The 23,945-nt window shown below is 69.5% G+C and carries 22 protein-coding genes; 14 read left to right on the top strand and 8 right to left on the bottom strand.

What is annotated here, in order from left to right; translation table 11 throughout:
* Positions 1-109 precede the first annotated feature (109 nt).
* Genes ASF20_RS15310 through ASF20_RS15295 form a run of 4 tightly spaced genes read right to left on the bottom strand, consistent with a single transcriptional unit; the run spans position 110 to position 9,531 of the window.
* The gene (locus tag ASF20_RS15310; protein ID WP_056275421.1) at positions 110-1,606 is read right to left on the bottom strand and encodes an efflux transporter outer membrane subunit; all 1,497 of its coding nucleotides are present in this window, start codon (positions 1,604-1,606) and stop codon (positions 110-112) included.
* Positions 1,603-4,908: an efflux RND transporter permease subunit gene (locus ASF20_RS15305; RefSeq protein ID WP_056214902.1), complete on the bottom strand. Its 3,306-nt coding sequence runs from the start codon at positions 4,906-4,908 to the stop codon at positions 1,603-1,605. The genes ASF20_RS15310 and ASF20_RS15305 overlap by 4 nt, the downstream gene beginning before the upstream one ends.
* Positions 4,905-8,030, bottom strand: coding sequence for an MdtB/MuxB family multidrug efflux RND transporter permease subunit (locus ASF20_RS15300; RefSeq protein ID WP_056275419.1), 3,126 nt, complete (start codon positions 8,028-8,030; stop codon positions 4,905-4,907). Before ASF20_RS15300 ends, ASF20_RS15305 begins: the two co-directional genes overlap by 4 nt.
* 4 nt (positions 8,031-8,034) lie before the next feature.
* Positions 8,035-9,531: an MdtA/MuxA family multidrug efflux RND transporter periplasmic adaptor subunit gene (locus ASF20_RS15295; protein ID WP_056275417.1), complete on the bottom strand. Its 1,497-nt coding sequence runs from the start codon at positions 9,529-9,531 to the stop codon at positions 8,035-8,037.
* A 753-nt stretch (positions 9,532-10,284) separates the two neighbouring features.
* Between ASF20_RS15295 and ASF20_RS15290 the strand changes: the two genes are divergently transcribed.
* The 3 genes from ASF20_RS15290 to ASF20_RS15280 all read left to right on the top strand — a co-directional run bounded on the left by ASF20_RS15290 (position 10,285) and on the right by ASF20_RS15280 (position 13,150).
* The gene (locus ASF20_RS15290) at positions 10,285-11,439 is read left to right on the top strand and encodes an aminotransferase (RefSeq protein WP_056275414.1); all 1,155 of its coding nucleotides are present in this window, start codon (positions 10,285-10,287) and stop codon (positions 11,437-11,439) included.
* 111 nt (positions 11,440-11,550) lie between these two features.
* Positions 11,551-11,991 carry a DUF4112 domain-containing protein gene (locus ASF20_RS15285; RefSeq protein WP_056214886.1) on the top strand — a complete coding sequence of 147 codons (441 nt, stop codon included), beginning with the start codon at positions 11,551-11,553 and terminating at the stop codon, positions 11,989-11,991.
* A 25-nt stretch (positions 11,992-12,016) separates the two neighbouring features.
* Positions 12,017-13,150, top strand: coding sequence for an ABC transporter permease (locus ASF20_RS15280; protein WP_056275411.1), 1,134 nt, complete (start codon positions 12,017-12,019; stop codon positions 13,148-13,150).
* 52 nt (positions 13,151-13,202) lie between these two features.
* Here ASF20_RS15280 and ASF20_RS15275 read toward each other — a convergent pair whose 3' ends face one another.
* Together ASF20_RS15275 and ASF20_RS15270 are read right to left on the bottom strand one after the other, a co-directional pair.
* Positions 13,203-13,541, bottom strand: a complete 339-nt coding sequence (locus tag ASF20_RS15275; protein WP_056275408.1) for a hypothetical protein — start codon at positions 13,539-13,541, stop codon at positions 13,203-13,205.
* Positions 13,542-13,635: 94 nt separating this feature from the next.
* The gene (locus tag ASF20_RS15270; RefSeq protein WP_056275405.1) at positions 13,636-14,295 is read right to left on the bottom strand and encodes a transglutaminase-like cysteine peptidase; all 660 of its coding nucleotides are present in this window, start codon (positions 14,293-14,295) and stop codon (positions 13,636-13,638) included.
* 419 nt (positions 14,296-14,714) lie between these two features.
* On the opposite strand from ASF20_RS15270, the gene ASF20_RS15265 reads away from it, so the two are divergent.
* A complete protein-coding gene (locus ASF20_RS15265) occupies positions 14,715-15,101 on the top strand; it encodes a hypothetical protein (protein ID WP_056275402.1) in 387 nt (128 codons plus the stop codon).
* Between the two features lie 45 nt (positions 15,102-15,146).
* On the opposite strand, the gene ASF20_RS15260 is transcribed toward ASF20_RS15265, so the two are convergent.
* The gene (locus ASF20_RS15260; protein WP_056214871.1) at positions 15,147-15,545 is read right to left on the bottom strand and encodes a DUF3775 domain-containing protein; all 399 of its coding nucleotides are present in this window, start codon (positions 15,543-15,545) and stop codon (positions 15,147-15,149) included.
* 102 nt (positions 15,546-15,647) lie between these two features.
* Between ASF20_RS15260 and ASF20_RS25020 the strand changes: the two genes are divergently transcribed.
* The 3 genes from ASF20_RS25020 to ASF20_RS15245 are packed head-to-tail and all read left to right on the top strand — an operon-like array spanning position 15,648 to position 17,699.
* Positions 15,648-16,430, top strand: a complete 783-nt coding sequence (locus ASF20_RS25020) for a DUF429 domain-containing protein (protein ID WP_056275399.1) — start codon at positions 15,648-15,650, stop codon at positions 16,428-16,430.
* Positions 16,431-16,451: 21 nt separating this feature from the next.
* On the top strand, positions 16,452-16,967 hold the full coding sequence (locus ASF20_RS25015; protein WP_244476449.1) for an NUDIX domain-containing protein: 516 nt from the start codon (positions 16,452-16,454) through the stop codon (positions 16,965-16,967).
* Between the two features lie 60 nt (positions 16,968-17,027).
* A complete protein-coding gene (locus ASF20_RS15245; protein ID WP_056214861.1) occupies positions 17,028-17,699 on the top strand; it encodes a carbonic anhydrase in 672 nt (223 codons plus the stop codon).
* A gap of 103 nt (positions 17,700-17,802) precedes the next feature.
* Here the strand turns inward: ASF20_RS15245 and ASF20_RS15240 are convergent, their stop codons facing one another.
* Complete coding sequence (locus tag ASF20_RS15240) at positions 17,803-18,510, bottom strand: DUF4142 domain-containing protein (protein ID WP_056214857.1); 708 nt, start codon at positions 18,508-18,510, stop codon at positions 17,803-17,805.
* 328 nt (positions 18,511-18,838) lie between these two features.
* Here ASF20_RS15240 and ASF20_RS15235 point away from each other — a divergent pair, with 328 nt between their 5' ends.
* From ASF20_RS15235 to nudC, 7 genes are all read left to right on the top strand, one after another.
* Positions 18,839-19,696 carry a universal stress protein gene (locus ASF20_RS15235; RefSeq protein ID WP_056275393.1) on the top strand — a complete coding sequence of 286 codons (858 nt, stop codon included), beginning with the start codon at positions 18,839-18,841 and terminating at the stop codon, positions 19,694-19,696.
* 94 nt (positions 19,697-19,790) lie between these two features.
* Positions 19,791-20,390: a hypothetical protein gene (locus ASF20_RS15230; RefSeq protein WP_056214851.1), complete on the top strand. Its 600-nt coding sequence runs from the start codon at positions 19,791-19,793 to the stop codon at positions 20,388-20,390.
* Positions 20,391-20,486: 96 nt separating this feature from the next.
* Positions 20,487-21,086: a hypothetical protein gene (locus ASF20_RS15225; RefSeq protein WP_056275389.1), complete on the top strand. Its 600-nt coding sequence runs from the start codon at positions 20,487-20,489 to the stop codon at positions 21,084-21,086.
* A gap of 68 nt (positions 21,087-21,154) precedes the next feature.
* Entirely contained in the window at positions 21,155-21,793 is a 639-nt protein-coding gene (locus ASF20_RS15220; protein WP_244476448.1) for a cytochrome b/b6 domain-containing protein, read from the top strand.
* Positions 21,793-22,572 carry a molybdopterin-dependent oxidoreductase gene (locus ASF20_RS15215; RefSeq protein WP_056275383.1) on the top strand — a complete coding sequence of 260 codons (780 nt, stop codon included), beginning with the start codon at positions 21,793-21,795 and terminating at the stop codon, positions 22,570-22,572. Before ASF20_RS15220 ends, ASF20_RS15215 begins: the two co-directional genes overlap by 1 nt.
* 46 nt (positions 22,573-22,618) lie before the next feature.
* Positions 22,619-23,035, top strand: a complete 417-nt coding sequence (locus ASF20_RS15210) for an HIT domain-containing protein (protein WP_056214836.1) — start codon at positions 22,619-22,621, stop codon at positions 23,033-23,035.
* A 4-nt stretch (positions 23,036-23,039) separates the two neighbouring features.
* Positions 23,040-23,945, top strand: a complete 906-nt coding sequence (gene nudC, locus ASF20_RS15205; protein WP_056275380.1) for an NAD(+) diphosphatase — start codon at positions 23,040-23,042, stop codon at positions 23,943-23,945.

Genomic DNA, 23,945 nt, shown 5'->3' with positions numbered 1-23,945 from the left:
GCGGCGCGCCGGAAAAATCCGCTCGTCAACCTGCGGCGCCCCGGCGACGTTCCGGCCAAGGTCGTGCCGGATCGCGTGGGCTGACCCGACCGGGACGCGGGGCCGGTCCCTATTCGTCGGTGCGGACGGCCTGGCCCGAATCCACCGGCAGGCGGGCTTCCTTGAGGTCCTCCCCGCTCGGCAGGCTGCGCACGTCCCAGCCGCCGCCCAGCGCGCGGATCAGCGAGACCGCGGTGGTGAAACGGTTGAGGCGGATCTGCAGGGCGGCGACCTCGTTGTTCAGGGCGAGCGCCTGGGCCGTGACCACGGTGGTGAAGTTCTGCGTTCCGGCCCGGTACTCGTTCAGGGTGATCTCCACGGCGCGGCGGGCCGAGGCCACGGCCTCGTCCTGGGCCACCTGCTGCCGGGCAAGGATGCGCACGCCGGCAAGGCCGTTCTCGACCTCCGAGAAGGCGGTGAGCACGGTCTGGCGGTAATTGGCCACGCTGGCGTCATAGGCCGCGCGGGTGATGCGCAGGGCCGCCGCGCGGGCGCCCCCGTCGTAGAACACCTCCGTGCCGGCGGCCGCCACCGACCAGACCTGGTTGACGGCGGAGAGCAGGCCGTTGGCCGGGTTGCCCGAGATGCCGCCGGAGGCCGAGAGCGTCACGGTGGGGTAGAAAGCCGCCACGGCGACGCCGATCTGCTCGCTCTGGGCCTGGACGTTGCGCTCGGCCTGCGCGACGTCGGGGCGCCGCTCGAGAAGCGTCGAGGGAATGCCGACCGGCACGGCGGGCGGGCGCGCGGCGAGCGGCGCCACCGGCAGGCTCAGCTCCGACGGCGGCCGACCCACGAGGAGTGCGATGGCGTGCTCGAAGGTGGCGCGCTGCAGGCCGATGGCGATGGCCTGGGCCTGCGTGGTCTGGAGCTGCGTCTGGGCCGTGATCACGTCCGAGCGTGCGGCGACGCCGGCATTGTACTGGTTCTCGGTGATCGCGAGGCTCTTCTTGTAGCCTTCGATGTTCTCGTTGAGCACGCGCTGGAGCGAATCCTGGTAGCGCAGCGTCAGGTAATTGGTCGCAACTTCGGACTGGAGCGTCAGGCGCACCAGGGCGAGTTCGGCGGCGCTGGCCTGGGCCGTGGCGACCTCGCTCTCGATGTTGCGGCGGATGCGGCCGAACAGGTCGAGTTCCCAGCTGGCCTGACCCTGGAGCGAGACGTTGGTGCGCTCGATCCCGAGGGAGCGGGACCGCGAGACACTGGGGGCGCCGGTGACCGTGGGGAACAGGGCGGCGCGGGCCTGGGCGACGAAGGCGCGCGCCTGCTCGTAGGCGGCCACCTGGACCCGCAGGCTCTGGTTGTCGACATCCACGAGGCGGATCAGGCGGTCGAGGGTGGGGTCGCGGAACACCCGCCACCAGTCGCCGCGCTCGGCCCCGTCATTGGGCGCGGCCGGACGCCAGCCCTTGCGGCTCGCCACGTAGGCGGCGCTGTCCTCGCGGGTGCCCCCCTGCTTGAACGCCAGGGGCGTCTCCACCGAAGGACGCGCGTAGTCCGGCCCGACCATGCAGCCGGACACGAGCCCGGGCAGGCCCAAGAGGGCGAAGAGTCCGGCGCGCAGCCTCATTCGGCCGGGCTCAGGGCTGCGCCGGCCGCCGGCGCACGGCGGCGCAGCCGGTCGAGATACAGGTACACGACGGGGGTGGTGTAGAGGGTCAGGATTTGGCTCACGATCAGGCCGCCGACGATGGCGATGCCGAGGGGCCGCCGCAGTTCGGAGCCCTCCCCGCCGGCGAGGATGAGGGGCAAGGCGCCGAGCATCGCGGCGAGCGTTGTCATCATGATCGGGCGGAAGCGCAAGAGGCAGGCCTCGAAGATCGCCTCCTTCGGGGAGGCTCCGCGCGTGCGCTCGGCATCCAGGGCGAAGTCGATCATCATGATGGCGTTCTTCTTGACGATGCCGATGAGCAGGAAGACCGCGATCAGCGCGATGACGGTGAATTCGGTGCCGGACACGAGAAGCGCCAGCAGCGCGCCGATGCCGGCCGAGGGCAGCGTCGAGAGGATCGTGACGGGGTGGATGAAGCTCTCGTAGAGGATGCCGAGGATCGTGTAGACCGCCAGCAGCGCGGCCAGGATCAGCAAGGGCTGGCGTGAGGACGATTCCTGGAAACTCTTGGCCGAACCCGCGAATTCACCGTGGATGGTGGCGGGCAGGCGCAGGTCGGTGATGGCTTGTTCGATGGCGGCGGTGGCATCGGACAGGCTCTTGCCGGGCACGAGATTGAACGAGATCGTGGTGGCGACGAACAGGCCCTGGTGACTCACCTGCACGGGCGCGTTGCCGGTCTCCAGGCGGGCGAAGGCCGAGAGCGGAATCATCGTCTCCTTGGCGCTCGACACCGGCGCGCTCGACGAGGCGCCGCCCTTGCCGCCCGCGATGGCGTTGGCGGCGGCGTTGCGGGCAGAATCGGTGGCGATGGAGGCGGCACTGGCGTCGGCGGCCGCCGTCGCGCCGACGGCTCCGGTCGCCGCGGCTCCGGTCGGGGCGCCCGCCACCGTGCCGGCCACCGCGTTGGTGGTGGCCGAGCCCCGCGCCTTGCCGCCCGAGGTCGAGACGTAGAGCATCTTCAGGGTGTCGGGGCTCTGGAGGTAGCGCGGCGCGATCTCCATCACGACGTGATACTGATTCAGAGGGTTGTAGATTGTCGAGACCTGGCGCTGGCCGAAGGCGTCGTAGAGCGTGTTGTCGATCTTGTCCGGGGTCAGGCCGTAGCGGAAGGCGCTGGCCCGGTCGATCACGAGGCGGCTCTCGAGGCCGCCCTCCTGCTGGTCGGAGGTGACGTCGGCGAAGATCGGGTTCTTCTGCAGCGCCTGCACCAGCTTCGGCGCGGCGGCGTAGAGTTCCTCCGCCGTGTCGCCCTGGAGGGTGTACTGATACTGGGCAAAGCTCTGGCGGCCGCCCATGCGCAGGTCCTGGCGCGGGAACAGGTAGAGGCGGGCGCCGGCGACCTGCGACAGCTTCGGGCGCAGGCGTGCCATCACGGCGGTGATCGACTCACGCTCGCCCCGGGGCTTGAGGCCCACGAAGACGTTGGCCGAGTTGGTGCCGCGCCCGCCCGTGAAGCCCACGACGCTGTCGACGGCGGGGTCGGCCTGCACGATGGCGGTGGCCTGTTCCAGCTTCTGCTTCATCGACTGGAACGAGATGCGCTGGTCGGCCTGGATGCCGCCCATCATCTGTCCCGTATCCTGCTCGGGAAAGAAGCCCTTCGGCACGATGACGTAGAGGTAGACGTTCAGGCCCACGGTTGCGAGCAGCGAGAGGGCGACCAGCCGACGATGGCGCAGGGCGATGCGCAGGGTGCGCTCGTAGCCCCTCAGCATCCCGTCGAACCCGGCCTCCAGGACGCGCACGAACCCGTTCGGCCGCACGGTCTCGTGGGGGGCCTCGCGCCGCAGGAGCAGTGCGCACATCATCGGCGTGGTGGTGAGCGAGAGCACCAGCGAGATCAGGATCGCCAGCGAGAGCGTGACGGCGAATTCCTGGAACAGGCGCCCGACGATGCCGCCCATCAGGAGGATCGGCAGGAATACCGCCACGAGCGACAGGCTCATGGAGATGACGGTGAAGCCGACCTCGCGCGAGCCGAGGAGCGCCGCCTCGACCCGGGGCCTGCCCTTCTCGATGTGGCGCTGGATGTTCTCCAGGACCACGATGGCGTCGTCCACGACGAAGCCCGTGGCGATGATGAGCGCCATCAGCGACAGGATGTTGAGGCTGTAATCGAGCAGGTACATCGCCGAGTAGGTCCCGACGATGGAGATCGGCACCGCGACGGCCGGGATCAGCGTGGCCCGCCCCGAGCGCAGGAAGAGGAACACCACGAAGACGACGAGCACGACGGCGATGAGCAGCGTCTCCTCGGTTTCGGCCAAGGAGGCCCGGATGGTGGCGCTGCGGTCTCCCGTGACCATGAGGTCGATGTCGCCCGGGAGCGCCGCCGTCACCTGCGGAATCGCCGCCTTCAGCCCCCGGATCGTGTCGACGACGTTGGAGCCGGGCTGCTTGTAGATGAACAGGATCACGCCCGGCTTGCCGTTCACCAGGCCGAGGTTGCGCCGGTCCTCCACCGAATCCTCGATCGCGCCCACATCGGTCAGGCGTACGGCCGCGCCATTGCGATAGGCCACCACGAGGTCGCGGTAATCGGCCGCCACCCGGCCCTGGTCGTTGGCGTAGAGCTGGTAGTGGCGCGTCTCCGTCTCGATGGCGCCCTTCGGCGAGTTGGCGTTGGCCGACGCGAGCGCCGCACGGATGCCCTCGAGGCCGATGCCGTAGTTGAAGAGCGCCGTGGGATCGAGTTCGACCCGCACGGCCGGCAGCGACGAGCCGCCGATGTCGACGTTCCCGACCCCGGGGAGCTGGGACATCTTCTGCTGCACCACCGTGGCGGCGGAATCGTAGAGTTGGCCCGGCGTCAGGGTGTTCGAGGTGAGGCCCAGGATGAGGATCGGCGCGTCGGCCGGGTTGAACTTCCGGTAGGTGGGATTCGACCGGAGGGCCGTCGGCAGATCGGCCCGCGCGGCGTTGATCGCGGCCTGGACGTCGCGGGCCGCGCCGTCGATGTCGCGGTTGAGCCCGAACATCAGCACGAGGCGGACCGAGCCGAGCGAACTCGTCGAGGTCATCTCGGTGACGTCCGCGATGGCGCCGAGGCGGCGTTCCAGGGGCGCCGCCACCGTGGTGGCCATGGTCTCCGGCGAGGCGCCGGCCATCTGTGCCTGGACCAGGATGACGGGGAAATCCACCTGCGGCAGCGGCGCCACCGGCAGCTTCAGGAAGGCGAAGATGCCCGCGAGCAGCACGCCGATGGTCAGCAGCGTGGTGGCGACGGGCCGCCGGATGAACGGCTCGGAGACGTTCACGGCAGCGCCTCGACGCTGTCGGCGCCGCCGGCGCGGCGGCCGGAGAGGCGGCGCTCCAGGCGATCGAAGGCGAGGTAGATCACCGGGGTGGTGAACAGGGTCAGCACCTGGCTGACGATGAGGCCGCCCGCGATGACGATGCCGAGCGGCTGGCGCAGTTCGGAGCCGACGCCGGTTCCGACGATGAGTGGCACCGCCGCGAACAGGGCCGCCAGCGTGGTCATCAGGATCGGCCGGAAGCGCAGGATGCAGGCCTCGTAGATCGCGTCGCGCGGGCTCATTCCCTCCTCGCGCTCCGCCTGGAGCGCGAAGTCGATCATCATGATCGCGTTCTTCTTCACGATGCCGATGAGCAGCACGATGCCGATGATCGCGATGATGTCGAGGGAGAGCCCGAACAGCATCAGCCCGATCAGCGCCCCGATGCCGGCCGAGGGCAGCGTCGACAGGATGGTGATCGGGTGGATGAAGCTTTCGTAGAGCACGCCGAGGACGATGTAGACGGTGACGATGGCGGCCAGCACCAGGAAGAGCTGGTTCGAGAGCGCCGACTGGAAGGCGAAGACCGAGCCCTGCGGCACCACGCGGAAGCTCGGCGGCAGATCGATCGACCGGCGTGCCGCCTCCACCGCCCCCACCGCATCGCCGAGCGCCACGCCGGGCGCGAGATTGAACGACACGGTGGTGGCGGGGAACTGACCGAGATGGCTGATCAGCAGCGGCGCCCGCCGCTCGCTCACCTGGGCCACGGCCGAGAGCGGAACCTGGCCGGAGGCGACCGTGGAGGACGGCAGGTAGATGTGGTCCAGGCTCTCGATGGTCTTGTGCAGGTCCGGGTCGGCCTCGAGGATGACCCGGTACTGGTTCGACTGGGTGAAGATCGTCGAGATGATGCGCTGACCGAAGGCGTCGTAGAGGGCGTTGTCGACGGTGGCCGGCGTGATGCCGTAGCGCCCGGCGGTCGGACGGTCGATGGTGATGTAGGCGGCTAGGCCGCTCGCCTGAAGGTCGCTCGCCACGTCCATCAGCAGCGGGGAGGCCTGCAGCGCCCGCACGAAGCGCGGCACCCAGGTCTCGAACTCGGTCAGGTTCGGGTTCTCCAGGATGACCTGGTACTGGGTCGCGCCCACCGCCGTATCGATGGTGAGGTCCTGCACCGACTGCAGGTAGAGGCGGATGCCCGCAACATCGGTGGTGGCCGCTTTGAGCCGTTCGATGATCTCGGGCGCGCGGGCGATGCGCTGATCCTGCGGCTTCAGGTTGATGAGGAAGCGGCCGGAATTCAGGGTGACGTTCTGGCCGTCGACCCCGATGAAGGAGGACAGGCTCTGCACGTCCGGGTCCTTGAGCACGACGGCGGCGAGCTTCTGCTGGCGCTCGGCCATGGCGGCGTAGGAGACGGTCTGGTCGGCCTGGGTGACGCCCTGGATGACGCCGGTATCCTGCACCGGGAAGAACCCCTTCGGGATCACCACGAACAGGTAGGCGGTGAGCGCGATCGTGCCGAGGGTCACGATCAGGGTCAGCGTCTGGTGGCGAAGCACCACCCGCAGCATGCGGCCGTAGCCGGCGATGATGCCGTCCATGCCCCGGCGCGCGGTGCGAGCGACGATCCCCTCGCGCCGGTCCGGGGCACCGGGCACGTGCGCCTTCAGCAGGCGGGCGCACAGCATCGGCACGAGGGTGAGCGAGACCACCGCCGAGATGATGATGGTGGCCGCCAGCGTGATCGCGAATTCGTGGAACAGGCGCCCCACCACGTCCCCCATGAACAGCAGCGGGATCAGCACGGCGATCAGCGAGACGGTGAGCGAGATGATGGTGAAGCCGATCTCGCGGCTGCCCTTCAGCGCGGCCTCGAGGGGGGAATCGCCCTTCTCCACGTGGCGGGCGATGTTCTCGATCACCACGATGGCATCGTCGACCACGAAGCCGGTGGCGATGGTGAGCGCCATCAGCGACAGGTTGTCGAGGGAGAAGCCGTAGAGGTCCATGACCGCCAGGGCGCCGATCAGGGAGAGCGGCACCGACAGGCTCGGGATCAGGGTCGCGGAGACGCTGCGCAGGAACAGGAAGATCACCAGCACCACGAGGCCGATGGCCAGCGCCAGCTCCACCTGCACGTCGTGCACCGAGGCGCGGATGGTGGTGGTGCGGTCGGTGAGCACGGTGACGCCGATGGCGGCCGGCAGGGTCGCCTGGAGCTGGGGCAGCAGCGCCTTGATCTTGTCGACGGTGCTGATGACGTTGGCGCCGGGCTGGCGCTGGATGTTCAGGATGACGGCGGGCGTCTCGTCCATCCAGGCGCCGAGCTTGGTGTTCTCGGGACCGTTGACCACGTCGGCCACGTCCGAGAGCCGGACCGGCGCGCCGTTCTTGTAGGCGATGATCGCGTCGCCATAGGCCTTCGGGTCGCGGATCTGATCGTTGGCGTTGATGGAATAGGACTGCGTCGGCCCGTCGATGGTGCCCTTCGGCGTGTTGACGTTGAGGTTGGTGACCGTGGTGCGCAGGTCGTCGATGTTGAGGCCGTAGGCGGCCAGGGCGCGGGCGTTGAAGCGGATGCGCACGGCGGGGCGCTGTCCGCCGCCGGTGCTGACGAGGCCGACGCCGGCCACCTGGGAGATCTTCTGGGCCAGTCGCGTCTCGGCCAGATCGCGCACTTCGGTGAGCGGCAGGGTCTTCGACGTCAGAGCCAGGGTCAGGATCGGCGCATCGGCCGGGTTCACCTTGGCGTAGATCGGCGGGGCCGGCAGGTCCGAGGGCAAGAGGTTGCCCGCCGCGTTGATCGCGGCCTGGACCTGCTGCTCGGCGATGTCGAGGGCGAGATCCAGGCTGAACTGCAGGGTGATGACGGAGGCGCCGGCCGAGCTCTGCGACGTCATCTGGTTGAGGTTGGCGAGTTGTCCGAACTGCCGCTCCAGCGGCGCCGTCACCGCCGAGGTCATCACCTCGGGGCTGGCGCCCGGATAGAAGGTCTGGATCTGGATCGTCGGGTAGTCGACCGACGGCAGGGCCGAGACCGGCAGGTTCAGGTACGACACCATCCCGACGAGCAGGATCGCCAGCATGAACAGCGTGGTGGCGACGGGCCGCAGGATGAAGAGGCGGGACGGATTCATCGGCTCATTGCGCCTCAGCCGGCCGCTGCCGGCGGCGCTCGCGCTTCTGGCTCTCGGGCGCGACGGCATCCGCCTTGGCGGCGTCGGGCTTGGCCCCCTCCGTCACCGGCGCGGCGGCCGGCGTGCTCTGAGCCTCCGCCGGCGCGCCCCGACCACCGGCCGGCTTGCCCTGCGCATCGGCCGCATGATCGCGGTGCGGGGCGCTCCGGGCCTTGCCGGCCTCCTCGGTGATGCGCACCGGTGCGCCGTCGCGCAGGCGGTCGGTCCCGTCCACGACCACGCGGTCGCCGATGTTCAGTCCCTCGGTCACCACCGTACGGGGGCCATCCGCCTCGCCGAGCTTGATCGGGCGGACGACGACCTTGTCGTCGCCCTGCAGCAGGTAGACGTAGGTGCCCGGCGTCCCGCGCAGGATCGCCGCCGTGGGGACGATCGGGGCGTCGCGCACGGTATCGACGACGAGCTTGGCGTTGACGAACTGGTTCGGAAACAGGGCGTCGTCCTGGTTCTCGAAGATCGCGCGCAGCTTCACCGTTCCGGTGGTGGTGTCGATCTGGTTGTCCACCGTGTCGAGGACGCCGGTGGCGATCACGTTGGTGTCGCCCCGGTCGTAGGCCGTGACGATGAGCTTGGCGCCCGACCGCACGCGGCGCATCACCCGCGCGACGTCGTCCTCCGGCAGGGTGAAGACCACCGAGATCGGATGCAGTTGGGTCACAACCACGATGCTGGTCGAGGCCGCCGTGATGTAGTTGCCCTGGTCGATCTGCCGCAGGCCGACGCGGCCTTCCACCGGCGAGACGATGCGGGTGTAGGTGATGTTGAGCTTCTGCTGGTCGACCAGGGCCTGGTCGGCCGCCACCGTGCCCTCGTTCTGCTTCACGAGGGCCCCTTGCGTGTCGACGTTCTGCTTCGAAATCGAATCCTGCTGGGAGAGCCGCTGAAAACGGGCGAGATCGAGCTTCGAGTTCTGCAGCAGGGCCTGATCGCGCATCAACTGGCCCTGATACTGGGCGAGCTGGGCCTCGTAGGGGCGCGAATCGATCTGGGCGAGGAAATCGCCTTTCTTCACGGTTTGGCCCTCGCGAAAGCCGATCTCCGTGAGGTAGCCGCTGATCTGCGAGCGCACCGTGACGGTGGCGAGGGGCGTGACCGTGCCGAGGCCGGCCAGCACGATCGGGACGTCGCCCGCCGCGACCGTGGCGATGCCTACCGCCTGAGCCGGCTCGCCATGGCCGCCGCGCCCACCAGCTCCCTTGCCGCGCCCGGACGTGGCGGCGACCTGGGTCTCCATTTTCGGCGCGAGGTAGAAGCGGTATCCGGCGTATCCGCCCCCCGCCAGGATCAGGAGAAGGACGAACCAGAGCCCCGCCCGGCTGCGACGGGCCGGTGGTGCGGTGCGCGACTCGCGCGGCAGCACATCGCCCGGGCGCGCGTCGTCCCGGAGTGTCCCGGGGTATTCGCGCGCTGTCTCGGTGCGGATGGGAGAGGTTTCGTTCATGGCCTGACGATCATGGCGTGTTGCGGACGGCGTTGCGAGCGGAAGAACCGGCAGGCTCTCACGAGACCAACGGCCGCCGGCGCAACGCAATCCCGGTCCCCATGCCCGGTCGGCGCATGTCCGATCGACGCTTGGCCAGCCGGTGCTCGGCCAGTCGATGCTTGGCCGGATCGGCAGGGGCTGCCGATGGGGAGGACATAAGGTCCATGGGCGCCCCGGGACAGGATCGAGCGACGTCGCACCCTGCGCCCCGAATCGGCGGGTCTCGCCCGACCCTGGATCTGCTCCAAGCGAAACTCGACCCCGGCCGGTCCCAGGTCTCGAAGGCGGTCGCGGCACGGCATGGGAGACGCTCTAGGGAACCAATGCGACTCCAGTGCGGCCTTCGCGTTTCCACCGTATTGCTGTCGCGCCGGCACCCGGAAATCCCTGCCGAGACGCGCCCGGTTACGCGGCCAGCCCTCCGACAGACGAGAAAAGGCCGCCGCTGGGGGAAGCGACGACCTCTTCTTGGGAAGGACCGGAGCGGCGACGACACGTGTACGGAACGAGGGGGCGAAGTCCCGCGCTGGCAATCACCGCTCCAGCCGTGAGTCGAGAGTTACGTGATGGCTGATGAAAGTCAACAATCGTCAGGCCACCCGCCCGGAGGTGGTTCGGGCCGCGTGCGAGGACGCACATTTCACCGGGGCGAAGGGGCGTGCTACGCCACGGCTCGCCGCGCCGTTCCCCTTCCCCGAACCCCCGCTCTCCATGAATCCCGTCCTCGCCGATCTGCCGACGACCATCTTCACGGTGATGTCGGGCCTCGCCCGCGACCTCGGCGCGATCAATCTGGGTCAGGGCTTCCCGGACGATCCGGGACCGGAGGATGTCCGGCGCAGGGCCGCCGAGGCCGTGCTGCACGGCGACAATCAATACCCGCCGATGATGGGCTTGCCCAACTTGCGCCGGGCGATCGCGGCGCATTACGCGCACCACCAGGGGCTGGATCTCGAGCCGATGGCGGAGGTGATGGTGACGTCGGGGGCCACCGAGGCCATCGCCGCCGCCCTGTTCGCCCTGATCGCGCCGGGTGACGAGGTCGTGCTGTTCGCCCCCCTCTACGACGCCTACCTGCCGCTGGTGCGCCGGGCCGGCGGCGTCGCGCGCATCGTGCCGCTCCAGCCCCCGCAGTTCCGCCTCGACGCGGACGCCCTGGCGGACGCATTCTCGGATCGGACGAAGCTCGTCGTCCTGAACAATCCGCTCAATCCCAGCGCCACGGTCTTCGGACGGGAGGATCTGGCGCTCCTCGCCTCCTTCTGCACTCGGCACGACGTGGTGGCGGTCTGCGACGAGGTCTGGGAGCATATCGTCTTCGACGGCGCACGACATTGCCCGCTGATGGCGCTCCCGGGCATGCGCGACCGGACCGTGAAGATCGGCTCGGCCGGCAAGATCTTCGGCCTGACCGGCTGGAAGGTCGGTTTCGTGATGGCGGCGCCGGCCCTGCTGCGGGTGGTGGCCAACGCCCACCAGTTCCTCACCTTCACGACGCCGCCCGCCCTGCAGGAGGCGGTGGCCTACGGGCTCGCCAAGGACGACGCCTACTTCACCGGCATGCGCGCGCGCTTCGCCGCCTCCCGCGACCGCCTGTCGGCGGGCCTCGCCGAGCGCGGCTTCCGGGTGCTGCCTTCCCACGGCACCTACTTCCTCACCGTCGACCTCGCGCCCCTCGGCTGCGACGACGACGTCGCGTTCTGCGACGACCTGGTGCGCCGGCACGGCGTCGCCGCGATTCCGATCAGCGCCTTCTATCCGGATGCGTCCGTGCGCCACCTCGTGCGGCTGTGTTTCGCCAAGGCCGACGACGTCCTCGACCGGGCCCTCGACCGGCTCTCCACCGTCGCGCGGCAGGCGGCCTGATGGGCGGGTTCGCAGGGGCGGTGCTTGCGGGCGCACGGGACCGGGGCCACATCCCGACGCATGACCACGCCGCGCCCTTCCCCCAGGCTGGACTTGCCCCGGAGCCCGACCATGGACTTCACCCAGACCGCCGGTGCCACGACCCGCTTCCGACCCAAGGCGGACGACCGCGAGGCAACGCTGCTGCGCCTGGAGGCGTTCGCACACCTCATGGATTCGGCCTTCGTGATCCCCGGCATCAACCGGCGGGTGGGCCTCGACGCCCTGGTGGGTCTCGTCCCGGTGGTGGGCGACGTCGCCGGCATGCTGCTTGCCTCCTACATCGTGGTGGAGGCGCGCCGACTCGGGGCGCCGCGCTGGCTCATCGCCCGGATGGCCTTGAACATCGCGGCCGACGGGGCGCTCGGTGCCGTGCCCCTGGCGGGCGACCTGTTCGATGCGGCGTTCAAGGCCAACCGCCGCAACGTGCGCCTGCTGCGGCGTCACCTCGAGCGGCATGGCGGATTGCGCCCGAACGAGATCGAAGGCACGGCGACGCACATCGACGGCTGAGATCCGACGCACGGGGGGGCGCCCGATGAACGAGGTCGCGCGTCCCGACAGCGCCCGGGCAGTCGCCCTGCCCCCGCCGGGGCGGGGCCTCTCGCCCTTGAACCGGCGGCGGCTCGCCAATTTCCGGCGCAATCGACTGGGCTACTGGTCGTTCCTGATCTTCACGGCCCTGTTCGTCACGAGCCTGTTCGCCGAGTTCATCGCCAACGACCGGCCGCTGGTGGTCTCGTACAAGGGCGAGATCCTGTTCCCGGTGGTCATCGACTACCCGGACGAGAAGTTCGGCGGCTTCTATGCCCGGCCCAACTACCGCTCGGCGGAGACGCGCAAGGAGATCGCCGACAACGGCTGGGCGATCTGGCCGCCGATCCCCTATTCCTACGATACGATCATCGACGGCCTGCCGACCCCCTCCCCCTCGCCCCCGACCTGGATGCTGACGGAGGCCCAGTGCCAGAGCGTCGGCAAGTCCTGCTCCGAACTCGAGACGCACTGGCTCGGGACCGACAACACCACCCGCGACGTGCTGGCGCGCATCATCTACGGCTTCCGCATCTCGGTGCTGTTCGGGCTGATCCTCGCCCTGATCTCCTCGGTGATCGGGGTGATCGCCGGGGCGGTGCAGGGCTATTTCGGTGGCTGGGTCGACCTCGCCCTGCAGCGCTTCATCGAGGTCTGGAGCGGCATCCCGACACTCTACCTGATCATCATCATCTCGGCCTTCATCGAGCCGGGCTTCTTCGTGCTGCTGGGCATCCTGCTGCTGTTCTCGTGGGTGTCCCTCGTCGGAGTCGTACGCGCGGAGTTCCTGCGGGCCCGCAACTTCGAGTACGTGCGCGCCGCCCGGGCGCTGGGCCTCTCGAACATCCGCATCATGAGCCGTCACCTCCTGCCCAACGCGATGGTGGCGACGCTGACCTTCCTGCCCTTCATCCTCAACGGATCGATCGGAACGCTGACCTCCCTCGACTTCCTCGGCTTCGGCCTGCCCCCCGGCTCGGCCTCGCTGGGCGAATTGCTGGCCCAGGGCAAGGACAACATCCAGGCCCCCTGGCTCGGACTGAGCGGCTTCTTCGTGGTGGCGGTGATGCTGAGCCTGCTGGTCTTCGCCGGCGAGGCCGTGCGCGATGCCTTCGACCCGCGAAAATCCTTCGCCTGACAGCCGTTTGCCGCCGCGGCGGGGAGCCTTGGGGGAGCCTTGAGAGAGCTCTTCAGAGCGGGCGCTGGCGACCGCCGTCGAGCAGCCAGCCCCTGGCACGGAGGAGCAGGGCCGGCCGGACTCGGGCGACGTCGTCGCCATCGACAAGGGGGGAGGCCGCGAGGGCGGTGAGGTAGGCCTGTTCGCTGGGCCGGCAGGTGCGCAGGGCCGCGTCGGCGGCGATGACCCGGCTGGAGAGGACGACCTCGAGGGCGAAGTTGCGGTTGAGGCAGGCGCGCCAGGAGGCGTGGCGCTCGGCCACGCTCGGAGCCTCCTGCGCCGCCGCGGACGCGACGAGCAGCATCAGCAAAGCGGGCGCAGCGGCGGTGCGGAGGTGATGGTGGAACGTCATGGCGGGGTATCCCGGAGCGGGATCACCCTCGCGCCGCCACGCTTAACCGCCCCTTAAAGGATCGGATTGTCCACGATCCCACACGGGGACAGCGTCAGCGGTTGGCGGTGGTGACGGGCGAGGCGGCCCGGCCCAGGGACACCCAGGCGACGGCATCCTGGCTCTCGCGCTTAATGAAGGTGTAGCCGGTCTGACGCCAGGGCAGGATCGTGCTGGTCTTGTTGTCGAGGATGAGGTCGCCGCGATCCGTGATCAGGGTCAGAACGGCGTGCCCCTCGCCCTTCTCGTCGATCACGACCGTCATCCGCATCGCCCGGCGCGGCAGCCCGGCCTCGGCCAGGAGCTTGCGCTTGAGGAGCTGGAAATCCTCGCAATCGCCCGAGCCGTCCTCGGCGAGGTCCCAGCGGTCCGCGACGCGCAGGTGGTCCATGTCGGTGACGGCGACGAGGGACTTGTTTACCCGGCGGTTGACCGAGACGATGGTGTTCCAGATCGTTGGCGTCAGGATGATCTGAGCCGGCTCGGCGCCGTTCACCGCACACTCCGTCGCGTAGGCGGCGCAGAAATCGACCCAGGCGGCGATCGGGCGGGTCTGGGCGCCGGCGCTGATGGCGCTCGGGACGGTGGGCAGGGCTGCCAAGGTCTGCGCCTCCGCCCCCGACAGGGCGGCGAGGCCCGCGAACAGCGTCGCGGCGCCGAAGGCGGCGAAGCGGGTCGTCAGAGCCGGAAACCGCTGGGAAAACCCGTACCGCATGACCGCCCTTGGCCCCGTTAAGCTTCTGTTAACGAATGTCCCACGGCCGGCGTTGCACCACAATCGGCGGGTTAAGAAAAGGTTAACGGTGTGGATGGCGGCGCTTCGGTTCGCCGTCATGGCGTTCGGTCGACGCACCGATCCACCGCGACACCCCCGAGATCGGCGGCGGGAACGACGCCGTCCCCGTACGGCCGCGCAGCATTGCCGGACTGAATTTCATCGCGTGTCCGTGTTGCGGTCGAGGATTGTTTTGCCGGACGCCGAACAATCTCGGGTCGATCTGCATGCGACGGAGTCTCGGCTGGGCTCGCACGCCGCAAGTGTCCCGGGGTCGGGCGGAGGGACGCTTGTCACCGGATGAGGAGGCCCCATTTCCACCCGCGAGGGCGCAATCAGACCGAGACGACGAGACTTCGATGATTGAGGCAGTTCGACCCTTCCGGACCACCCGGCTGGCCACGGCGCGGCTGGCGCTCGCCGCAGCCCTGGCGGCCGTGATGATCCCCGCCGCTCGGGCGCAGGAGATGCCCTACGTGAACCCGGAGAGCGGGACGTTCCTGATCCATGGCAATTACTGCGGACCGGGCAATCGCAGCCCGCGCCCGCCCATCGATGCCCTCGACCTCGCCTGCATGCACCACGACATCTGCTCGCCACCACGTGGGCAGATTGCCACCTGTGCCTGCAACGACCGCCTGCACGCGGAGGCCGAGGCGGTGTCGGCAGATTCGCGTCAGCCGCAGGGCCTGCGCGACACGGCCGGCTTCGTCGCCGACACCGCCCTCGCCCTGCCCTGCCGCTGACGCCACGCCCCGGGGCGCACCGCCCGCCTCGGGTTCCTGTTGGCCTTAGGCCTGGGGCAGGTCCGGCGTGATGCCGAGGTTGGACAGGCCCTCTTCGAGAAGGTCGCCCGCATTGGGGATGCCGAGGATCTCGTGGGCGGCCCCTTCGCCGACCGCCTCGCGCTCGCGGGCGAAGCGTACCGCCTCGGACCATTCCTCGGGCTCCATGTCGCCGCGCCCGATATAGAGGAGCGCCAGGAGGTCGGCGCGCTCGTCGTCGTTGAGGGCGCCGATCATCGACCGCAATTCTTCCTCAGTGGCGTCGTCCGTGCCCGAGACGAGCACGTCGGTGGCCCCGTCATCGGTGGGGTTGGAGCCGGAATCGGGGTCGGTCGCCCCTTCCTTCACATCGACGGCGCGCACGCGCAGGATGATCTCGGTGACCTTGTCGACGGCGATGTCCATGAACGCATTCCCGCTTCGGCGGCCGCCGGCAGCGGCGGTCCTGAGCAGCGACAACGGGCCAAGCCCGATCCGGTTCGCGCCGACCGCGTCCGGCCGACACCGATGACGCGCTGGATCGGGGGTCTCGACGGGTGCCGTGGGGTCTGGGCCGGGGTCCTTCTCGACCTCGACGACCCCGCCCGCTTCCGCGCCGTACGCGTCGCTCGGCCGGTCGACCTCCTCGACGGTCCCGAGGCGCCGATCCGCGTGGGGATCGACTGTCCCATCGGTCTGGAGGCACACGTGACCGGCGGTGGACGAAGTGCCGATCGGGCAGCACGCGCCGTCCTGGGTGCCGGACGGGCCAGCGTGTTTCCGGTGCCGGCTCGCGCAGCGGTCTATGCGGCGACCTACGAGGACGCGAAGGCGCTGTCGCGGGCGCGCAGCACGCCGCCCTTCGCGCCCTCGATCCAGTGCTGGAACATCCTGCCTGCCATCCGGGCGGTTGATGGGCTGCTGCGCGCCCGCCCGGATCTCATGGCGCGCCTTCACGAGGTCCATCCCGAGATCGTGTTCCGCTGCCTCAACGGCGGACGTCCCCTGGCGGCGGGCAAGAAGGGCCCGGCACGCCAGGCGGGCCTTTCCGAACGCCGCGCCCTGCTCGGACGCGCCGGCCTGCCCGAGGGCCTGATCACGGGACGGCCATCCGGGGTCGGTGCCGACGACCACCTCGATGCGCTGGCCGCCCTCGTGGTCGCCCGCGATCTCGCCGAGGGCCGTGCCCGCCCCCTGCCCGATCCGCCCGACCGGGACGGCGAGGGCCTTCCCGTCGCGATCTGGATGCCGGCCGATCCGCCGGGCCACCCCCTGGCCGCCAGCGAAATCCCTGCTAGATCGGGGAGCTGAAGCGGGGCGGCGGGAATGGACATGAGGCAGGATCTGACCGTTCGCGACATCGCCCGGGCGCTGGTGTTCGATCCCGATCACCGCCTGTTGCTCATCGCCTACGAGTCCGTGCGCCCGATCGATCCGAACAAGCCGGAAGACCGCACCTTCTGGTTCATGCCCGGGGGCGGGCTGGAGGCCGGCGAGACGCATGTGGAGGCCTGCCGGCGCGAACTGTCCGAGGAAATCGGCGTGGCGGATGCCGAAATCGGGCCGCAGGTCGCGTCCTGCAACGGCCCCTTCCACCTGTTCCGGACCTCCCGCTACGCCCGCGAGCGCTACTTCGTCGTCCGCCTGCCCAACGCGACCGTGGACACGAGCCGCCTGGCCGAGACCGAGGACAACCCCGTCCTCGGCACCCGCTGGTGGACGCTGGCCGAACTCGCGTCCACCTCCGAGCGCATCGAGCCGAGGGGGCTGGTCGAGGTCGCCCGCGACATCGTTGCCGGGACGATACCGGCGGCGCCAGTCGTCCTAAACTGGCGGGAGCAACCGTAGCCATCCGGCGCGCCACGCGTTGGCGCGCCTTCCACGACACCCATGAGCGAGGATCAACCCATGTTTCCAGAGACGCTGAAGGCCGGCTACCGCTCCTTCATCGACGGACGCCTGACCGACGAGGCCAAGCGCTACGCCAAGCTCGCCGAGGGCCAGAGCCCCGAGGTCCTGATGATCAGCTGCTGCGACAGCCGCGTCTCGCCGGAGGTGATCTTCGATACCGGACCGGGTGAACTCTTCGTGATCCGCAACGTCGCCAACATCGTCCCCCCGCACGAGACCGGCGGCGATTATCACGGCACTTCGGCGGCGATCGAGTTCGCGGTGGAGGGCCTGGAGGTCAAGCACATCGTGGTGCTGGGGCACGCCACCTGCGGCGGCATCAAGGCCTACGCCAACCCCGCCAAGCCCCTCTCGAAGGGTGACTTCATCGGCAAGTGGGTCTCCCTGGTCGAGCCCGCCGCCAGCAAGGCCGGCGACACGGAGGCCCCGGACTACCTGACCCGCCTCGAATACGCGATGGTCGCGCAGAGCCTCGAGAACCTGATGACATTCCCGTTCGTGCGCAAGCGAGTGGAAGGCGGGCAGCTGACCCTGCACGGGGCCCACTTCGGCATCGCGCGCGGTGAATTGCTCCTGCGCGACCCCGAGACCGGCGCGTTCAAACCCGCCATCGACCAGGCGGGACGCAGCCTGAGCCCGGCTTCGATGATCGGCTGCGCCGAGGCGTAAGCCCGCCCTGGAACGAAAAAGGACGCCAGGCGCCGAGGCTTGGCGTCCTTCTCGATCGTCGCACCACGCCGGGCGATGAAGCCCGACGTGGCACTGGTACGGTTCAGCGGGCGCCCGGAAGGCTCTGCGCCATCTGGTAATGGGCCTGCAGGACCGGCAGGGCCTGCTCCGCATGGGCGCGCAGGGCCGGGTTCGGGCCCGAAGCGGCGTAGGAGCGGAACATGCCAATGGTCATTTCGTGCGACTGGACCTGCATGCGGCCGTAGAGACGGTCGAAGCGCGGACCGGCGGGCGTCTGCGACAGCTCAGCGAGCATGGCCTGCTGCTGCGGGTTCGGCTGGATGATGGTGGTGCCGGCCGTGGTGTCCACGTCGCCGCGCAGGGCCTGGCTGCCCGTCGCCGCGCCGCGGGCCGCGCCCGAACCGATCCCCTCGACGCCCCCGATGGGACCGCCGCTCAGGGTGCCGCCCACTGCGCCGGCGGCGGCGCCCGTGGCCGCACCGACCGCACCACCCGCGACCGCGAGCGGGGCGGTGATCAGGCCGCCGAGACCCTCGTTGCCGCGCACCGCGGCGTAGTTGTTCTCGCCACCGGCCAGCGCGACGTTGGCGGCGCGGTGGTCACGGATCGCATCGCGGGCGAAGCGCAGCACCTGCGGGTTGCGGCTCTTGTTGATCGCAATCTGGCTCGACTGAATCTCGAAGGCGTTGGCCTGCATGGCGTCCATGCGGAAATCGCCCATGCTCTGCGCGAAGGCGGGAGCGGACAGGGCGGTCATCAGGGCGGTGAGAGCGAGAGTTTTCTTGATCATGTGTTCCTCAAATCCGGCGAGACAGTGCAGCTCGAACGCGCGAAGGCTATTTCTTCCCGACGCGAAGCCCGCCTGTCACGATTGGGGGGCCAACGAGGAAGTTCCGAAGGGGTTCCCAACTTGGACAAAGTCTTTTCTGAGCTTTTCCCGAAAGCGACTGACCTTTGAAATGGCCAAGCTTATCGATCGATTAGTCGGTGTGCCGTGCCTCTTGGTTTGGCGACGCAGAGGCCTCGGGAAAACTTCAGGCGGCCTCGGCCATCCTGTTTTCCGGGACCGCGTTTCGCTCTAGCTTGGGCCCATCGTGCCGCTGCGAGGAAGGCTCCCGATGAAGACCCTGCTCGTTCCCGTCGCGTCCCACGACGCCCTGCCCTCGGTCTTCGAGACCGCGATCCTCACCGCCCGCCGGTTCGGCAGCCTCATCGAGGGCGTCTCCCTGCGGCCGGCCCTGGCCGAGTACGTTCCCGTCGACATGGTCGGCGGCATGACCTGGCTCCGTGACGAGGAGGCCGACAAGGTCGAGGCCGAGCGCGCCGGGCGGCAGTTCATCGACTTCATGACCCGGGCCGGCCTGCCGCTCGCGGCCGAGGGCCCGTGCAACCCGGAGGCCCTGGCCGCCGGTCCGCGCTACCGCTGGCGGGCCGACGTGCCGGCCGGCGACGGCTTCCTGGGCCAGTACGCGCGCTTGTTCACCGCTACGGTGGTGGGCCGGCCCGGCACGGAGGACGGCGCCCCGCGTATGACCACCTTCGAGACCGCCCTGTTCGAGAGCGGCCGTCCGATCCTGTTGGCGCCGCCGATCGCCCCGGCCACCCTGGGCGAGGCGATCCTGATCGCCTGGAACGGCTCCACCGAGACCGCCCGCGCCGTGGCCTTCGCAATGCCGTTCCTGCGGCAAGCCAAACGGATCCGCGTCATCAGCGTCGAGGGTGGGACGGTGCCGGGCCCGACCGCCGAGGAACTGGCCCGCGCCCTGGCCTGCGAGGGCATCAGCGCCGACTTCCGGGCCCATTCGGCCGGCCGGCGGACCCCGGGAGAGGTCTACCTCGCCGAGGCCGAAACCTTCGGGTGCGACCTCCTGATCAAGGGCGCCTACACCCAGAGCCGCCTGCGCCAGATGATCTTCGGCGGCCCAACAAGCCACCTCCTCGCCCATGCGGCGATCCCGATGCTGATGGCCCACTGATCGATCCGCATCGCGCGCAATTGACTTGCGCACGCAGAAGATCGGGAGCACCGTTCCGGCGGCCGGTTCGAACCGGTCGCCAGGAATCCTCTGCATGAAGTCGCTGACCCTTGTCCTCGCCCTGTCCGGCCTCGCTCTCGGCCTGCCGGCCATGGCCGACTCCCCCGTCGTCCGCATCCGAGGCACGATCGAGGCGGTGGACGGCACCAGCGTCACCATCAAGCCGCGCCTCGGCGCCCCGGTGCAGGTGAAGCTGGGCGACTCCGTCCGGGTCGCCACCGCCAACAGCGCCAAGATCAGCGACATCCAGCCCGACAGCTACATCGGGACCGCGGCCACGCCGCAGCCGGACGGAACCCTGAAGGCTCTCGAGGTCGCGGTGTTCGCGCCGAGCATGCGCGGGACCGGCGACGGCCACTATCCGTGGGATCTCGAGAAGGAAAACACCATGACCAACGGCGCGGTGGGGGCCCTCTCGGGGACCACCGACCGAACGATCCGGGTGACCTACAAGGGCGGCGAGAAGACCATCACGGTGCCGGAGGGCGTGCCGGTCGTGGCCCTTGCCCCCGGAGACGCCAGCAAGATCAAGCCGGGCGCCCGCGTGGTCGCCTTCACCAAAGCGGATGCCGGCGGCGTCGCGGTGGCCGACCGGATGATCGTGGGCGAGAACGGCACCGTCCCGCCGATGTGAGCGAAGGCGCAGCCAGCCCCATCGCCTGAAGACGCCCGGAACACCGGGTGGGACGGGCGCTCCGCGCCCGTCCCCCAATACCCCAGGGAGAACGCCATGATGAAGACGCTGCTCACCGGCCTCACCGTCGGCCTCGCGCTCGCCACCGCGCCGGCGCGTGCCGCCGACGTGGTGCGATACCGCGGCACCATCGAGTCGGTCGATGGTTCGACCGTCACGATCAAGCCCCGCATGGGCGAGACTAAGACCGTGGTCTTCGGGGACGACACCAAGATCCTGGCCGCCAGCACGGGCCAGCTCTCCGACATCAAGTCCGAGAGCTACATCGGCACCGCCGCGATCCCCCAGCCCGACGGCACCCAGAAGGCCCTGCAGGTGACGGTGTTCGCCTCCTCCCTGCGCGGCACCGCCGACGGCCACTATCCGTGGGATCTCGGCTCCAACTCCACCATGACAAACGGTGCCATCGGCAGCCTGTCCGGCACCGAGGGCCGGACCCTGCTGGTCAAGTATCAGGGCGGCGAGAAGAAGGTCGTGGTGCCGCAGGACGTGCCCGTGACCCTGGTCGATCCGGGCGAGAAGAGCATCGTGGTTCCGGGCGCCAAGGTGGTGGCCTTCACCAAGGCGGGCGCGGACGGCAAGCTCAACGCCGCCGTCCTGATCGTCGGCCGCAACGGCACCGTCCCGTCGATGTGATCCCCTCCCCGGCCCCTCCGCGATCGCGGATGGGGCCGGGATTTCCATCCCCAAATCTCGAGGTCCCGTTGGCGATCGTCCCCGAAACACCGTCGCGCCTCGTGGTGATCCACCCGCTCGTGGTGCGGATCACCCACTGGATCAACGCCGTCGCGGTGTTCTGCATGCTGTTCAGCGGCTGGGCGATCTACAACGCCTCGCCGCTCTTTCCCTTCGTGTTTCCCAAATGGGCCACTCTCGGCGGCTGGCTCGGCGGCGCCCTCGCCTGGCACTTCGCCGCGATGTGGCTCTTCGCCCTCAACGGCCTCACCTACCTCGCCTACGGACTCCTGGCCCGGCACTTCGCCACCAGCTTCCTGCCCCTGAACCCGGGCGCGATCTGGCGCGACGCCCGCGCGGCCTTGCGACTGCGGTTGAGCCACCGGATCGGGCGCTACAACGCCGTCCAGCGCCTCGCCTACCTGATCGCCATCGTGCTCGGCCTCCTCCTCGTCGCCTCCGGCTGCGCCCTGTGGAAGCCCGTGCAGTGGCAGACCCTGGCCAACCTGTTCGGTGGGTATGAATGGGCGCGGCGGGTCCATTTCGGCGCCATGGCGGGTCTCGCCGGCTTCATCCTCCTGCACCTCGCCCTCGTGGTCATCGTGCCGAGCACGCTGCTGGCGATGATCACCGGGCGTGCCCGCATCACCGAGGAGACCTCCGCCTGATGTCCCGCGATCCCGAAACCGCCGCCCGCCTGAAGGACCTGCGCAGGGACATCGCCCCGGACCTCGCCAGCCTGGAACGACGCATGCTCCTGCGGGGCGGCCTCTCGGTCGGCGCCCTGACGCTCCTGTCCGGCTGCGATCTCTCCACGGGGAGCAACGGCACCCTGGCCGACCGGGCGCTCTGGGCGATGTCGCGGGCCAACGACCGGGTCCAGCAATGGCTGTTCGACCCCACGACCCTGGCCCCCACCTACCCGGCCTCGATGATCGATACGCCGTTCCGCTTCAACGCCTTCTACCCGCCGGACAACATCCCGGAGATCGACGAGTCGACTTGGACGCTCGAGGTCTCCGGCCGGGTCGCCGACAAGACGCCTTGGACGCTGGCGAAGCTGCGCGCCCTGCCGCAGGAGAGCCAGATCACCCGGCACATCTGCATCGAGGGCTGGAGCCAGATCGGGCAGTGGAGCGGCGTGCCGCTGCGGACCTTCCTGGAACGGAGCGGCGCCGACCTGACCGCCAAGTATGTCGGCTTCAAATGTGCCGACCGCTATTACGGCAGCCTCGACATGCCGAGCGCCCTGCATCCCCAGACGATCCTGGCCCTCGATTTCGCCGGCCAGCCTCTCGCGCCCGAGTACGGCTATCCGCTCCGCGTCCGGGTGCCGACGAAGCTCGGCTTCAAGAGCCCGAAGCACATCGCAGCGATCTTCGTGACCAACGATTATCCAGGCGGCTACTGGGAGGACCAGGGCTACAATTGGTTCAGCGGGATCTGAAGCCGGCCCTCGCATCGGCCACGGTTGCGCGCTACATCGCAGCGGCATGGAACCCGACTTCGCCCTCGACCCGCAGCTCGCCGCCGACACCGTGCACGTGGGCGACCTCGCCCTCTGCAGCGTCCTCCTCATGGACGATGCCCGCTTCCCCTGGCTGATCCTGGTGCCGCGCCGGGCCGGCGCCAGCGAGATCACGGACCTCGCGCCGGAGGATGCCCGAAGCCTGATGGATGAGATGCGGATCGCCACCGGGGTGATGCTGGCGCTGGCCAAGCCCGACAAGGTCAATGTCGCGGCCCTCGGCAACGTGGTGGCCCAGCTCCATGTCCACGTGATCGGGCGCTTCCACTCCGATCCGGCCTGGCCGAAGCCCATTTGGGGCATCGGCACCGCGACCCCCTACCCGCACCATGCCCGCGCCCAGATGATCGAGCGCATCGGCGCCCTGTTCGCGGCGGCCTGAGGCGATGGTCGATGCCTCGGGCCAGCTCGGCTACGTCCACAGCCGCCTCGTGCGCCACTCCGCCGAGAGCGCGTCCGCGATCCCCGACCTCGACGCGCCCGGCGCGCGGATCGTCGTCCTGGCCGGCGACCGCGTCGTACTGGCCGGCGACACGGCACTCCTGACGCCGGAGGTGGCCGCCCGGACAGGCCCGCGCAGCCTGACGCTCTATCTCGGCCGCCTGGACGGCGACCCGGTCTTCGCCGCCGCCGTTCCGGCGGAACTGGCCGAGGGCCTCGATGCCGATCCGGGATTCCGGACCAACGACCTGCGCAGCCTCGCCGGCGAGGGCCGGATCGCGCCCCATGAACTCGGGCTCCTCGCCACGGCGAAATCGCTGCTCGGCTGGAATGCGCGTCACGGCTTCTGCGCCCAGTGCGGAGCGCCGACGACCCTCGCGGCCGGCGGCTACCGCCGCGAATGCACGGCCTGCGGGACGCATCACTTTCCCCGCACCGACCCCGTGGTGATCATGCTGATCACCCGGGGCGATGCCTGCCTGCTCGGGCGCTCGCCGCGTTTCCATGAGGGCATGTATTCCTGCCTCGCCGGCTTCCTGGAGCCCGGCGAGACCGTCGAGGACGCCGTGCGGCGCGAGACCTTCGAGGAAGTCGGCCTGACCATCGGCGCGGTGCGCTACCACGCCTCGCAGCCCTGGCCATTCCCGTCCTCGCTGATGATCGGCTGCGTGGCCGAGAGCCTCGACGCGACCATCACCCTCGATCCGGAGGAACTCGCCGACGCGCAATGGTTCTCGCGGCACACCGTCGCGGCGATGCTCGAGGGCCGCCATCCCGACGGCCTGACCACGCCGCCCCCCCTGGCGATCGCCAACCTCTTGATGCGGGCCTTCGTGGACGGGCGGGCCTGA

This window comes from Methylobacterium sp. Leaf88 (genome assembly GCF_001422795.1).
Taxonomy (GTDB): Bacteria; Pseudomonadota; Alphaproteobacteria; order Rhizobiales; family Beijerinckiaceae; genus Methylobacterium.
The sequence above is the reverse complement of the archived record's forward strand: the minus strand, read 5'-3'. Positions and strand labels throughout refer to the sequence as shown.

Bases quoted from the DNA above. Each gene is read 5' to 3' on its own strand.
- ASF20_RS15300 (WP_056275419.1), bottom strand. From the start codon at position 8,030: ATGAATCCGTCCCGCCTCTTCATCCTGCGGCCCGTCGCCACCACGCTG.
- ASF20_RS15275 (WP_056275408.1), bottom strand. From the start codon at position 13,541: ATGACGTTCCACCATCACCTCCGCACCGCCGCTGCGCCCGCTTTGCTG.
- ASF20_RS15295 (WP_056275417.1), bottom strand. From the start codon at position 9,531: ATGAACGAAACCTCTCCCATCCGCACCGAGACAGCGCGCGAATACCCC.
- ASF20_RS15280 (WP_056275411.1), top strand. From the start codon at position 12,017: ATGAACGAGGTCGCGCGTCCCGACAGCGCCCGGGCAGTCGCCCTGCCC.
- ASF20_RS25015 (WP_244476449.1), top strand. From the start codon at position 16,452: ATGAGGCAGGATCTGACCGTTCGCGACATCGCCCGGGCGCTGGTGTTC.
- ASF20_RS15245 (WP_056214861.1), top strand. From the start codon at position 17,028: ATGTTTCCAGAGACGCTGAAGGCCGGCTACCGCTCCTTCATCGACGGA.
- ASF20_RS15265 (WP_056275402.1), top strand. From the start codon at position 14,715: ATGATTGAGGCAGTTCGACCCTTCCGGACCACCCGGCTGGCCACGGCG.
- ASF20_RS15240 (WP_056214857.1), bottom strand. From the start codon at position 18,510: ATGATCAAGAAAACTCTCGCTCTCACCGCCCTGATGACCGCCCTGTCC.
- ASF20_RS15235 (WP_056275393.1), top strand. From the start codon at position 18,839: ATGAAGACCCTGCTCGTTCCCGTCGCGTCCCACGACGCCCTGCCCTCG.
- ASF20_RS15270 (WP_056275405.1), bottom strand. From the start codon at position 14,295: ATGCGGTACGGGTTTTCCCAGCGGTTTCCGGCTCTGACGACCCGCTTC.
- ASF20_RS15285 (WP_056214886.1), top strand. From the start codon at position 11,551: ATGGACTTCACCCAGACCGCCGGTGCCACGACCCGCTTCCGACCCAAG.
- ASF20_RS25020 (WP_056275399.1), top strand. From the start codon at position 15,648: ATGACGCGCTGGATCGGGGGTCTCGACGGGTGCCGTGGGGTCTGGGCC.
- ASF20_RS15230 (WP_056214851.1), top strand. From the start codon at position 19,791: ATGAAGTCGCTGACCCTTGTCCTCGCCCTGTCCGGCCTCGCTCTCGGC.
- ASF20_RS15310 (WP_056275421.1), bottom strand. From the start codon at position 1,606: ATGAGGCTGCGCGCCGGACTCTTCGCCCTCTTGGGCCTGCCCGGGCTC.
- ASF20_RS15215 (WP_056275383.1), top strand. From the start codon at position 21,793: ATGTCCCGCGATCCCGAAACCGCCGCCCGCCTGAAGGACCTGCGCAGG.
- ASF20_RS15225 (WP_056275389.1), top strand. From the start codon at position 20,487: ATGATGAAGACGCTGCTCACCGGCCTCACCGTCGGCCTCGCGCTCGCC.
- ASF20_RS15290 (WP_056275414.1), top strand. From the start codon at position 10,285: ATGAATCCCGTCCTCGCCGATCTGCCGACGACCATCTTCACGGTGATG.
- ASF20_RS15210 (WP_056214836.1), top strand. From the start codon at position 22,619: ATGGAACCCGACTTCGCCCTCGACCCGCAGCTCGCCGCCGACACCGTG.
- ASF20_RS15260 (WP_056214871.1), bottom strand. From the start codon at position 15,545: ATGGACATCGCCGTCGACAAGGTCACCGAGATCATCCTGCGCGTGCGC.
- nudC (WP_056275380.1), top strand. From the start codon at position 23,040: ATGGTCGATGCCTCGGGCCAGCTCGGCTACGTCCACAGCCGCCTCGTG.